General features: G+C 71.1%; 11 protein-coding genes and 1 pseudogene. 7 read left to right on the forward strand and 5 right to left on the reverse strand.

The features are described 5' to 3' along the window. Nucleotides 1-427: 427 nt before the first annotated feature. The 4 genes from ubiA to F1193_RS14405 all read right to left on the reverse strand — a co-directional run bounded on the left by ubiA (nt 428) and on the right by F1193_RS14405 (nt 3779). Nucleotides 428-1375, reverse strand: a complete 948-nt coding sequence (gene ubiA / locus F1193_RS17515) for a 4-hydroxybenzoate octaprenyltransferase (protein WP_246164426.1) — start codon at nt 1373-1375, stop codon at nt 428-430. After that, nucleotides 1372-1860 carry a hypothetical protein gene (locus tag F1193_RS17520; protein ID WP_246164427.1) on the reverse strand — a complete coding sequence of 163 codons (489 nt, stop codon included), beginning with the start codon at nt 1858-1860 and terminating at the stop codon, nt 1372-1374. The genes ubiA and F1193_RS17520 overlap by 4 nt, the downstream gene beginning before the upstream one ends. Before the next feature lie 349 nt (nt 1861-2209). After that, entirely contained in the window at nt 2210-3340 is a 1131-nt protein-coding gene (locus tag F1193_RS14400; protein ID WP_150098495.1) for a sodium ion-translocating decarboxylase subunit beta, read from the reverse strand. Between the two features lie 31 nt (nt 3341-3371). Next, nucleotides 3372-3779, reverse strand: a complete 408-nt coding sequence (locus F1193_RS14405) for a hypothetical protein (protein ID WP_150098496.1) — start codon at nt 3777-3779, stop codon at nt 3372-3374. 268 nt (nt 3780-4047) lie between these two features. Between F1193_RS14405 and F1193_RS14410 the strand changes: the two genes are divergently transcribed. The 7 genes and pseudogenes from F1193_RS14410 to lpxK all read left to right on the forward strand — a co-directional run. After that, the gene (locus F1193_RS14410) at nt 4048-4788 is read left to right on the forward strand and encodes a 16S rRNA (uracil(1498)-N(3))-methyltransferase (RefSeq protein ID WP_150098497.1); all 741 of its coding nucleotides are present in this window, start codon (nt 4048-4050) and stop codon (nt 4786-4788) included. Between the two features lie 699 nt (nt 4789-5487). After that, nucleotides 5488-6021 carry a Spy/CpxP family protein refolding chaperone gene (locus tag F1193_RS14415; RefSeq protein WP_170263675.1) on the forward strand — a complete coding sequence of 178 codons (534 nt, stop codon included), beginning with the start codon at nt 5488-5490 and terminating at the stop codon, nt 6019-6021. Between the two features lie 263 nt (nt 6022-6284). Further along, nucleotides 6285-7637 (forward strand): TldD/PmbA family protein, encoded by a 1353-nt coding sequence (locus F1193_RS14420; protein WP_150098499.1) that lies wholly within the window; start codon nt 6285-6287, stop codon nt 7635-7637. Beyond that, entirely contained in the window at nt 7624-8454 is an 831-nt protein-coding gene (locus F1193_RS14425; protein WP_150098500.1) for a 3'(2'),5'-bisphosphate nucleotidase CysQ, read from the forward strand. Before F1193_RS14420 ends, F1193_RS14425 begins: the two co-directional genes overlap by 14 nt. Nucleotides 8455-8541: 87 nt before the next feature. Then, the gene (locus F1193_RS14435) at nt 8542-9234 is read left to right on the forward strand and encodes a lysophospholipid acyltransferase family protein (protein ID WP_150098501.1); all 693 of its coding nucleotides are present in this window, start codon (nt 8542-8544) and stop codon (nt 9232-9234) included. 3 nt (nt 9235-9237) lie between these two features. After that, nucleotides 9238-10536, forward strand: a complete 1299-nt coding sequence (locus F1193_RS14440) for a 3-deoxy-D-manno-octulosonic acid transferase (RefSeq protein ID WP_150098502.1) — start codon at nt 9238-9240, stop codon at nt 10534-10536. 26 nt (nt 10537-10562) lie between these two features. Beyond that, a pseudogene (lpxK, locus tag F1193_RS14445) lies at nt 10563-11525 on the forward strand (tetraacyldisaccharide 4'-kinase); the annotation flags it as partial. A gap of 144 nt (nt 11526-11669) precedes the next feature. On the opposite strand, the gene F1193_RS14450 reads toward lpxK, so the two are convergent. Further along, nucleotides 11670-11894 carry a DUF2093 domain-containing protein gene (locus tag F1193_RS14450; RefSeq protein ID WP_246164429.1) on the reverse strand — a complete coding sequence of 75 codons (225 nt, stop codon included), beginning with the start codon at nt 11892-11894 and terminating at the stop codon, nt 11670-11672. Nucleotides 11895-11900: the final 6 nt, after the last annotated feature.

Here is an 11900-nt window from a genome sequence, read left to right on the forward strand (position 1 = left end):
TGCCGCCGCTTGCCCGGGACGACAGTCCGGGCCTCGTCATCCCGGCCGAGCGTCAGCGAGAGCCGGGATCGTTATCCGGAAGAGCCCCCCGTCCTGCAAACGGTCCCGGGTCGCGCGGCTGCCGCCGCTTGCCCGGGACGACAGTCCGGGCCTCGTCATCCCGGCCGAGCGTCAGCGAGAGCCGGGATCGTTATCCGGAAGAGCCCCCCGTCCTGCAACCGGTCCCGGGTCGCGGGCCTGCGGCCCTTGCCCGGGACGACAGTCCGGGCCTCGTCATCCCGGACGGCGCGCAGCGCCGAGCCGGGATCGTCATCCGGAAGAGACACCCCATCCTGCAAACGGTCCCGGGTCCTCGCTTCGCTCGGCCCGGGACGACGTGCGTCACCCGCCCCGGAACGACGCCGTTACCCCTCCGGGACGACGTGCGTCAGGCCAGCGCCTGCACCGCGGCATCGAGGCCGAGGGCGAGAAACAGGATCAGCCCGGCCTCGCGGTTCGACTTGAACAGCCTCAGGCACAGCGCCGGGTCGGCGATGTCGAGCCGGCGGATCTGCCAGGCGAGATGGCCGGCGAACGCCGCCACGCCAATGAGCGCGATGGCGTGGCCGCCGGCCAGCACCACCGCCGCGCCGATCAGCACCGCCGCCGCGCCATAGAGCGCGATCAGCGCCTCGCGCGAGCGGGTGCCGAACAGCCGCGCGGTCGACTTGACGCCGACCAGCTCGTCGTCCTCGCGGTCCTGGTGGGCGTAGATCGTGTCGTAGCCGATCACCCAGGCGATCGCGCCGGCATAGAGCAGGAGCGGCGGCAGGTCGAGCCGGCCGAAGGCGCCGGCCCACCCCATCAGCGCCCCCCAGGAGAAGGCGAGCCCGAGGAACGCCTGCGGCCACCAGGTGATGCGCTTCATCAGCGGGTAGATGGCCACCACCAGCATCGAGATCAGGCCGAGGACGATGGTGAAGCCGTTGAACTGGACCAGCACGGCGAACCCGATCAGCCCCAGCCCCAGCAGGAAGGCGGCCGCCGCCCGGGTGCGGATCTGGCCCGAGGCCAGCGGCCGCTGGCGGGTACGCTCGACCTTGAGGTCGATGTCGCGGTCGAGAATGTCGTTCCAGGTGCAGCCGGCGCCGCGCATGGCGATGGCGCCGATCAAAAACAGCACGAGGTGCCACGGGTTCGGATAGGCCGCGCCGCCGGCGATGGCGGCCAGCGCCGCCGACCACCAGCACGGCAGCAGCAAAAGCCACCAGCCGATCGGCCGCTCGATCCGCGCCAGCCGCAGATAGGGCCTCACGCCGAGCGGAGTGTACTTGTCCGCCCAATGGTCGGGAACCGCGTCGGCGACGCGGATGTCGTGCGCTGTCTGTCCGCTCACCGCGATGACCCGCCCAAGGTTGAGAAGATGCCCGAGCCCTGCGTGCCCGGATTGGTCGGGTTGGTGGTGCCGCCGCCGATGCCGGTCGGCCCGCTGAGCGAGCCGATGCCCGGGCCCGAGGGCTTCGCCGGACGGTCGGGGGCGGCCACCGGCTTCGCCGAGCAGACCTGGGTGCGGGCCTTGAGGGTGCGGGCGTGGCTGTTCTTGGCCTGCGCGACCACCTGCGGCGGAATCTGGCACCAGGGCTGGTTCTCTTCCAGGTACTTGACCACCTTGGCCTCGCTCTCGGCGAAGCGGCGGATCGCCTGGCACATTTCCCGCGGCGGCACCTTGCGCTCGCCCGCCGCCTTGACCTCGCCGGCGCGCTTTTCGGCGTCCTGGCGGAGCCTTGCGAAATCCTCGACGCAGTTCTGCTGGGCCAGGGCTTCGGGTCCGGCGCAGGCAGCGAGGGCGGCAGCGATCGTCAGGATGCGGAGGCGACGCATGACAAGGTTCCAGCTCGTGTGGCACGGTCGCGGGCAACCCGTCTGAACGGCAACCCGCCCGCAGGAAACCGGGTGGACCCGAGGCACCCGCCCGCCGCGTCCACGGCGGCAGCAGGTCCAACGCAGCAACAGGTCCGACGCAGCAACAGGTCCAACGCAGCAACAGGCACGACGCGGCAGCAGGTCCGACGCGGCTCGACGCGAAACCAAATTCCACGTTCCTGGATTTCGCTCTAACGCGATATCGTGGTCTGGGCAAGGCAGCGCGGACCGGGCGGCAGGGTGCCGCCATCGCGCGGGGCGTGTGCGGCGTGCCGAGCCCCGCGCGGACGGGTTCACATTTTGGCGATCAGCGCACGCCGAGCAGCGCCAGCATGATGCCGCCGGAGATGGCGGTGCCGAACACCCCGGCGAGGTTCGGCCCCATCGCGTGCATGATCAGGAAGTTGTTGCGGTTCTCCTGCAGCGCGACGACGTGCGACACCCGGGCCGCGATCGGCACCGAGGCGATGCCGGCCGAGCCGATCAGCGGGTTGATCTTGTTCGTCAGGAACAGGTTCATGATCTTGGCGGTGACGACGCCCGACGCCGTGCCGAACACGAAGGCGACGAGGCCCAGCGCCACGATCTCCAGGGTCTGAACGGTGAGGAAGCGGTCGGCCGACATGGTCGAGCCGATGGCCAGCGTCAGGGTGATGGTGATGACGTTCATCAGCCCGCCCGCCGCGGTGCGGGCGAGGCGGTCGACCACGCCGACCTCGCGCAGGAGGTTGCCCAGCATCAGCATGGTGATGAGCGGGGCGACCGGCGGGAAGAACATGTTGACGATGAACCCCATCACCAAGGGGAAGGCGATACGCTCGGCGCGGCTCACGGTGCGCATCTGCGCCATCTGGATGCGGCGCTCGGCCTTGGTGGTGAGCAGCCGCATTACCGGCGGCTGGATCATCGGCATCAGCGCCATGTAGGAGTAGGCGGCGACCGAGATCTGCGGCAGCAGATCGGGCGCCAGCTTCATGGTGACGAAGATCGCCATCGGCCCGTCGGCGCCGCCGATGATGCCGATGGCGCCGGCCTCGTTGAGGGTGAAGCCGAGCAGCTTGGCGCCGATCAGCGCCACGAAGATGCCGAGGTGCGCGCCGGCCCCCAGGATCACCAGCTTGGGATTGGCGATCATCGGCCCGAAATCGGTCATGGCGCCGACGCCGAGGAAGATCAGCGGCGGGATGATGAGCAGCGCCACGCCCTGGTAGGCGTACCAGAACAGCCCGCCGGGCAATATGAGGTCGGAGCCCGGCACATTGGCCACCACGCAGGCGAAGCCGATGCCGATCAAAAGGAACGGCTCGTAATGCTTGGCGATGGCGAGGTAGATCATGGTGATGCCGACGGCGATCATCACCATGTTGCCCCACCAGAAATGGGCGATGCCGGTCTGCTCGTAGAGCGCGCCGAGGAAGGCGAGGATTTCGCTGAACATTGTCTCTGTGTCTCTGTCGCTCTGCTGGTGGTCAGGCGTCAGTCGACCCGCTGGGCGGGGCCAGCGGCTCGTTCGGGCGGGCGCGGCTTGCGGCGCCGGCGGCGTGGGCGAGCAGGCGGGCGCGGCCCTGGTCGGCCCAGCTCGATCCCGGCAGCGGACCGTCGATGCGCAGGATGTGGCCGGCGCGGACGACCGCGTGCACGGCGGCGGCGATGACCGGCAGGTGCGCCGCCGGAATCCCGTCGGGCGCGACAGGGCGCGTCGGCGCCGGATCGCGTTCGGCCGCCGGCTGCGCAGGCTTCTGCCCGATGCGGTTGATCAGCGGAAACAGCGACAGCACCACCCCGATGCCGGCGATGATCACGAAGCTCAGGAAGAAGTCGATGATGCTGAGGATGATCGCGCCCTGCAGCGTATCGGGAAGGCGGATGGCCTCCATGAGAGCACCTTGCGTGAGGGGGGGGGGGACGCAACCGAAGCTGCGGGGAGACACGCTCAACTCAGGCTCGACAGCCTATCAGCCAAAGGGCGCCAATCCCGACCGGTCGGGACCGCGTCAAATCCGCCGTGCCACATCCATTGTGCCACATCCATTGCGCCGGGCCGGCAGCCTCACCCGGTCCAACAACGGAATCACGCCGGGATCCGAATCCAGTATCAAGGCAATGATGACGCCAGCATAGTCGCTGACCACGGAAAGCCCAACCATGGCCGCATATGAGTTCGACGCCGTCCGGCTGTTTGCCGAAGGCCAGTTCGCGCCCGACGCCGAGATTTCGATTGGACCGGACGCGACCAATTACCTCGCCAATGTGCTGCGGCTGCGGGTCGGCGATGAGGTTCTTCTCTTCAACGGCCGCGACGGCGAATGGCGCGCGCGCATCGCCGACCTGAAGAAGCGCGGCGCCATGCTGGTGCTGCGCGGCCAGACCCGGCCGCAGAGCGTCCCGTGCGACCTCTGGTACCTGTTCGCGCCGCTCAAGCACGCGCGGCTTGACTACATGGTGCAGAAGGCGGTCGAGATGGGCGCTAGCGTGCTGCAGCCGGTGATGACGCGGCGCACCCAGGCCTCGCGCGTCAATCTGGAGCGCATGCACGCCAACGCCATCGAGGCGGCCGAGCAGTGCGGCATCCTGTCGGTCGCCGAGGTCCGCCCCGTGGCCGCGCTCGACGATCTCCTCGCGGCGTGGCCGGCCGAGCGCACGCTGGTGTTCTGCGACGAGGACGCCCCGCCCGGTGGCGCGCCGGCGGCGCTGGCCGCAGCCCCCAAGGGGCCGCTCGCGGTGCTGGTGGGGCCGGAGGGCGGGTTCGACCCGGCCGAGCGCGAGCGGCTCGCCGCGCTGCCCGGCGTGGTGCGGCTGTCGCTCGGCCCGCGCATCCTGCGCGCCGACACCGCGGCCGTCGCCGCGCTGGCGCTGGTGCAGGCGATCCGCGGCGACTGGCGCTGAGGGCGGTCTGCGGCACATGAAAAACCCGGCGGATCGCCGTGCGATCCCCGGGCTCTTCAGCGCAGACACGATGTTCAGACACTCTCTTCGGTGCAGACGATGTCTGCATCTTCGGCGCAGAAAATATCTGCACCTTCATCGCAGACGATGCCGGCGATCCTTCTCACGGGTGGATATAATCCCCCCCCCCGGGCAGCACGCCCGTCGCTTGCACCTCGACGGTCGATCCCGATAGAGGGCGGGATGACCACTCGGGCGGATCGGTGCGGGACAGGTACCGCCGTCGGCGCAGACCAGCGCCCTTTAGCATCGGATCGACACGAGCGAGCGAACGCCCGTTTCAAGGATGCCCCTGGCGACCTCTCGAACCGCACCACCTGCGCAACCCGATTTACCGGTGCCGCGACGGGCGTGCTTTGAATGAAAATATGCACCCGCGGCGTTTCGCCAGCATCCGCATTCAAACGGCTGGACATGATTCAGCCATATTTCCCCCCGGCGTGAGTCCCGCACCCGCCTACGCACCCACGCACGCGCCCGCGGGCGCACCACGCCGCAATCACCATCCGCCATCACCGCCCGCAAGATGAACAGCCATTCAGGAACGGAGACAAATTCTCTCATTATTACAAAAGCTTAAATTGCCTTTCGGCGTCCGGCGGGCGATGGTGTGCGCATCAACTTCGCATGGAGGACGTCATGAAGATTTCCACACTGGTGCTGGGTGCGGCGCTGGCCGCCGGACTGGCGGGCACCGTCGCCCAAGCCCAAGCCCAGCCGGCGTCGGGTTCGGACGGTTCGGCGTCGCCGCGCGCCAGCCGCTGGCAGCCCGACGCGGCCGATCGCGCCGCCATGCTCGATGCCCGCCTCGCCGCGCTGAAGGCCGGGCTCAAGCTCACGTCCGAGCAGGAGAAGCTGTGGCCGCCGGTGGAGAAGGCCATTCGCGACGAAGCGGCCAAGCGTCAGGCCCGGAGGGACGAGATCCGCAAGCTGCGCGCCGAGAGCAAGGGGCCGCTCGACGTGCTGGAGCGCCTGAAGCTGCGCGCCGACCGGATGTCGGAATCGGCGGCCGATCTCAAGCAGCTCATCGAGGCGGTGACGCCGCTGCACGCCAAGCTCGACGACGCCCAGAAGCGCCGGCTCGGCGCGCTGCTGCGGTTCAGCGAGCGCCGGTTCGGCCCCTGGGGCTCGGACGGCAAGGGCCCGCCCCACGGCCCGATGATGCGCATGTGATGCGCCATTGTTGCGTTCTTTCCGTCGTCGTCGCCGGGCTTGTCCCGGCGATGACGGGGGAGAGAGCGTGCGAGCACGGTGATGGGCGGCGGGTCGGCGATGACGGTGGGGAGAGCGCGCGAGCACGGTGATAGGCGGCGGCGATGACGGCGGCAAGGGCGGGAGGCGTGACGCAGCGTCATCCGGCCGGTGCTGCGGGCGTTTCGCAAAACCGGTATCCCCTTTGGCGGAAAATGCTCTAAACCGGACTCGAAAGGACACCCATGACCGATCTCGTCGACCTGTCGGCGCTGGAAGAGCGCGTCCAGAATCTCCTCACTGCCGCCCGCAAGGCGGGCGCCGATCAGGCCGATGCCGTCGCCATCCGCAGCGTGTCGCTGTCGGTCGATGTGCGCGAGGGCCGGGTCGAGGAAGGCACCCGCTCCGAGAACGACGATTTCGGCCTGCGGGTGTTCGTCGGCCGGCGGCAGGCGGTCGTCTCCACCAATGACGCGGTGCGGCTCAATCCCGACCGGCTTGCCGAGCGGGCGGTGGCGATGGCGCGCGCCGCGCCCGAGGATCCGTTCGCCGGCCTCGCCGATCCCGGCCGGCTGGCGCAAAGCGTGCCCGACCTCGATCTGCTCGATCCCACCCTGCCCGGCGCCACGGCGCTGGAGGCGCTGGCCCGCGCCGCCGAGGAGGCCGCGCTCGCCGTGCCCGGCGTCACCAAGTCGAGCGGCGCGTCGGCCTCGGCCGGGCTCGGCGGCTTCGTGCTGGCGACGTCGGAGGGCTTCCGCGGCGCCTATGTCGCGTCCCAGCACAGCCTGTCGACGACCGCCATCGCCGGCGAGGGCACGGCGATGGAGCAGGACTGGGAGTACAGCTCGGCGCGCCATGCCGCCGACCTCGAGGATGCCGCCGCGCTCGGCCGCAAGGCCGCCGAGCGCGCCGTGCGCCGGCTCAACCCGCGGAAGGTCGCCACCACCCGCGTGCCGGTGATCTTCGACCCGCGCGTCGCCAACAGCCTGGTCGGCCACATCGCCTCGGCGATCAATGGCGCGGCGATCGCCCGCGGCACCAGCTTCCTGCTGGACAAGCTCGGCACCGCGATCCTGCCGCCCGGCACCCGCGTCATCGACGATCCGCTGCGCCGGCGCGGCCTGGGCTCGCGCCCGTTCGACGGCGAGGGCGTGGCCGGGGCGCCGCTGGCGGTGGTCGAGGACGGCGTGCTCGCCTCCTGGCTGCTCGATTCCGCCACCGCCCGCGAACTGGGCCTCGCCACCACCGGCCACGCCCACCGCGGCACGGGCGGGTCGCCGAGCCCGTCGCCGTCCAATCTCTACCTCGCCGCCGGGCAGGCGAGCCCGCGCGCCCTGATCGCCGACATCCGGGACGGCTTCTACATCACCGACCTGATCGGCATGGGCGCCAGCATCGTCACCGGCGACTATTCGCGCGGCGCGTCGGGCGTGTGGATCGAGAATGGCGAGCTCACCTATCCGGTGGCCGAGGTGACCATCGCCGGCAACCTCGCCGACATGTTCCGCGCGCTGACGCCGGCCGACGACCTCGAATTCCGCTATTCGACCAACGCGCCGACGCTGCGGGTGGAGGGGCTGACAATTGCCGGGCGCTGACCCCCTCGCCGATCCGGAGGCGGCGCGCGCCGCCCTCGTCGAGGCGGTGGCCGAGGCCGGCGACATCGCGCTGCGGTTCTTCCGCGCCGATCCGCGGTCCTGGACCAAGGGCGCCGCCAAGTCGCCGGTGACGGAAGCCGACGTCGCCATCGACGTCTTCCTGCGCCAGCGGCTGATCGCCCGCGCCCCCGCCTATGGCTGGCTGTCGGAGGAGACCCAGGATTCCGCCGAGCGGCTGACCCGCCGGCGGCTGTGGATCGTCGATCCGATCGACGGCACCCGCGCCTACATGGCCGGCGGCACCGACTGGTCGATCTCGGCGGCGCTGGTGGAGGATGGCCGGGCCATCGCCGCGGTGCTGTTCGCCCCGGTGTCGCGCGAGATGTTCTCCGCCAGCCGCGGCCGCGGCGCCACCCGCAACGGCGTGCCGATCCGGGCGGGCAGCCGCACCGACCCGGCCGGCGCCCGCATGGCCGGCCCCAAGCAGGGCTATCCGGCGGTGACGACGATCCTGGCGGACGCGGGGCAGGTCGAGCGGGTGCGCTCGCTGGCGCTGCGCATCGCCCGGGTGGCGGAGGGCACGCTCGACGCCGCCTTCGCCGGGGCCGGCGGCAATGACTGGGACCTTGCGGCGGCCGACCTTTTGATGCACGAAGCCGGCGGCCGGCTGACGACGCATGCCGGCGCGGATCTGGTGTTCAACCGTCCGAAGCCCGTGCATGGCGCCCTGGTTGCGGCCGGCGCCGCAATGCACCAGCCCCTGCTCGCCCGTCTCGCCAGCTTCGTCCCCCCTCCCCTCGCCGAGCGCCCCGCATGACGGCAGCCGACAACGCCCATATGCGCTACTTCATCGTCCACCTGCACCGTCTGCTCGATCCCGAGCACAAACCGCGGACCTGATCCCGTGTGGAAGCGTCTTGCCCGCTCGCCGGCATTCCGGCGGGCTGCCGGTGCCTTTCTGGCCGGCTATCTGCGTCTGGTCGCCCGCACCGCGCGCCCGGTGTGGGAGCCGCTCGACGTCTACGACCGGCTCGGCCCCGATCTGCCGATCATCCTGACCTTCTGGCATGGCCAGCATTTCCTCTCGCCGTTCGTCATGAGGCCGGGGATGAAGGCCAAGGTGCTGGTGTCGCGCCACGCCGACGGCGACATCAACGCCATCGCCGCCGAGCGCTTCGGGGTCGGCACCATTCGCGGCTCGGGCGACCACAAGGGCCGCTTCCACCGCAAGGGCGGCGTCTCGGCCTTCCTGGAGATGGTCGACAGCCTGGCCGACGGCTTCAACATCGCGGTGACCGCCGACGTGCCGAAGATCTCGCGCAAGGCCGGGCTCGGCGTGGTGATGCTGGCGCGCGCCAGCGGCCGGCCGATCTATCCGCTCGCCATCGAATCGAGCCGCCGCATCGTGCTGCCCTCCTGGGACAAGGCGAGCGTCGACCTGCCGTTCGCGCGGCTGGCCTTCGTGGTCGGCGACCCCATACGCATTTCACCCGAGTCTGACGATACGGAACTGGAAGCCTGCCGCCGTCTGCTGCAGGATCGCCTCGAAGCCGCGCACCAACGCGCGGCCGAGCTGACCGGCCGAGGACCACGCTGACCGATGGGCAGACCTGTCTGGAGTGGGCTCGCGCTGGCCGCCTATCGCGGCTTGGCGGCGGGTGTGCGGCCCTTGGTGCCGCTCTATCTCGACCGCCGGGTGCGCCGCGGCAAGGAAGACTCCGAACGGCTGGGCGAGCGCTACGGCAATGCCTCCGCCGCCCGGCCGCCGGGCCCGCTGATCTGGACGCACGGCGCCAGCGTCGGCGAGACGCTGGCGATCATGCCGCTGCTCGACCGGCTGGCCGGCCGCGGCTTCAACATCCTGCTCACCTCGGGCACGCTGACCTCGGCGCAGCTCGCCGGGCGCCGGGCGCCGCCGGGCGTCATCCACCAGTTCGCGCCGCTCGACGTGCCGGCCTATGTGGCGCGCTTCCTCGGCCACTGGCAGCCCGACCTGGCGCTGTTCGCCGAATCCGAGCTGTGGCCCAATTTGATCGTGCAGACCACCGGGCGCGGCACGCCGGTGATCCTGGTCAATGGCCGCATGTCGGAGACCTCGTTCCAGCGGTGGTCCAACCTGAGGTCGGTCTCGGGTTCGCTGCTGTCGCGCATCGACCTGTGCCTCGCCCAGAGCCGCGAGGCGGCGCGGCGCTACGAGGCGCTGGGCACGCCGCGGGTGAGCACCACCGGCAACCTCAAGTTCGACACGCCGCCGCCGCCCGCCGACGCCCATGAGGTGGCGGCGCTGGCCCAGCGCATCGCCGGGCGGCCGGTGGTGCTCGCCGCCTCCACCCATCCCGGCGAGGAGAGCGCGATCTACGCCGCCCACCGGGCGCTGCGCGACCATTCGCCGGGGCTCCTCACCATCGTCGTGCCGCGCCATCCCGAGCGCGGCGCCGAGGTGGCGGCGCTGGCCGAGCGGGAGGGGCTGGTGGCGCTGCAGCGCTCGCGCGGCCATCTGCCCGACCAAGGCACCGGGGTCTATGTCGCCGACACCATCGGCGAGCTCGGCCTGTTCTACCGGCTGGCGCCGATCGTGTTCATGGGCGGCTCGCTGGTGAAGCGCGGCGGGCAGAACCCGATCGAGCCGGCCAAGCTCGAATGCGCCGTGCTGCACGGCCCGCATGTGTTCAATTTCGCCGAGGTCTACGAGGCGCTCGATCAGGCGCGCGGAGCGATGGCGGTCGCCGATGTCGGCGCGCTCGCCCGCGCCCTGGCGCTGCTGCTCGCCAGCCCCGAGACGGTGAGGCGCATCGCGCTCGACGGCCGCGCCACGGTCGAGCAGTTCACCGGCGCGCTGGAGCGCACGCTGGCGGCGATCGACCCCTATCTGATCCAGCTTCGCCTCGGCAGTACCTGATGCGCGCCCCGGCCTTCTGGTGGCGCGAGCCGGGCGCGGCTGCGGCCCTGCTGCGGCCGGCTTCGGCGCTCTATGGCGCCATCGCCGCCTCCCGCCTCGACGGCCAAGGCGCCCGCGCGGCGCGGCCGGTGATCTGCGTCGGCAATCCGACGCTGGGCGGCGCCGGCAAGACGCCGACGGCGATCGCGCTTTCCGGCCTGCTGGCGGAGATGGGCGAAGAGCCGGTGTTTCTCACGCGCGGCTATGGCGGGCGGGTGACCGGGCCGCATGTGGTCGATGCCGCCCGCGACACCTCGGCCGAGGTCGGCGACGAGCCGCTGCTGCTCGCCCGCGCCGCCCCCACCGTGGTTGCCCGCGACCGGCCGGCCGGCGCGGCGCTGGCCGCCACGCTCGGCAGCGTGGTGGTGATGGACGACGGCTTCCAGAACCCGTCGCTGTCGAAGGATCTGTCGCTCCTGGTGATCGACGCCGCGGTCGGCCTCGGCAACGGGCTGGTGTTTCCGGCCGGGCCGCTGCGGGCGCCGCTCAAACCGCAGCTTGCGCGCTCAGGCGCCCTGGTGCTGATCGGCGAGGGCCGGGCGGGCGATGCGCTCGCAGCAGAAGCGGGCCTGCCGGTGCTGCGCGCCCGGCTTGTGCCCGACGCCCGCGCCCTCGACGGGCTGGGCGATCTCCTGGCGTTCGCCGGCATCGGCCGGCCGCAGAAGTTCGCCGACACGCTTCAAAGCCTCGGCCGGCCGGCAAAGCGCTTCGCGGCCTTCCCCGATCACCACCGCTACAGCGCGGCGGACGCGGCGCGCCTGCTCGATCGCGCCGCCGCCGAAAGGCTGGCGCTGGTGACCACCGAGAAGGATCTGGTGCGATTGCGCGGCGACCCAGCCCTGGCGCGGCTTGCTTGCGCCTGCCGGGCGCTGCCGGTGCGCCTGGTGTTCGAGGAGGTCGAGACGCTGCGCGGGCTGCTTCAGGATGCCGTGAACCGGCGGCGCAGTTGACCATTGTCGCAGTTGCCTGTTGTCGTCATCCCGGACGGCGCACAGCGCCGAGCCGGGATCGCTCTCCGGACAAAAGCCGTCCCTTTCCTGCGCACGGTCCCGGCTCGCGCGGCTTCGCCGCTTGGCCGGGACGACGCTCCCTCGTCAGCCCTCGCGCTCGGCTTGCAGCCGGGCCAGCACCGCGGCCGGCGTGGCGTAGGCCTCCTGCCGGTCGACGCTCCAATATTTCAGCTCGTCCAGCGGGATCGGCTCGCCGGTCACGGCACAGCGGACATAGGCGCCCGGGCGGATGACCCGGAAATCGCCGTCCAGATATCTCACCTCGGCCTCGCCGACCGGATGGGGCGATCGATCGTAGCGGTTGAGCACGGCACC

This window comes from Blastochloris sulfoviridis, from assembly GCF_008630065.1.
Lineage (GTDB): Bacteria > Pseudomonadota > Alphaproteobacteria > Rhizobiales > Xanthobacteraceae > Blastochloris > Blastochloris sulfoviridis.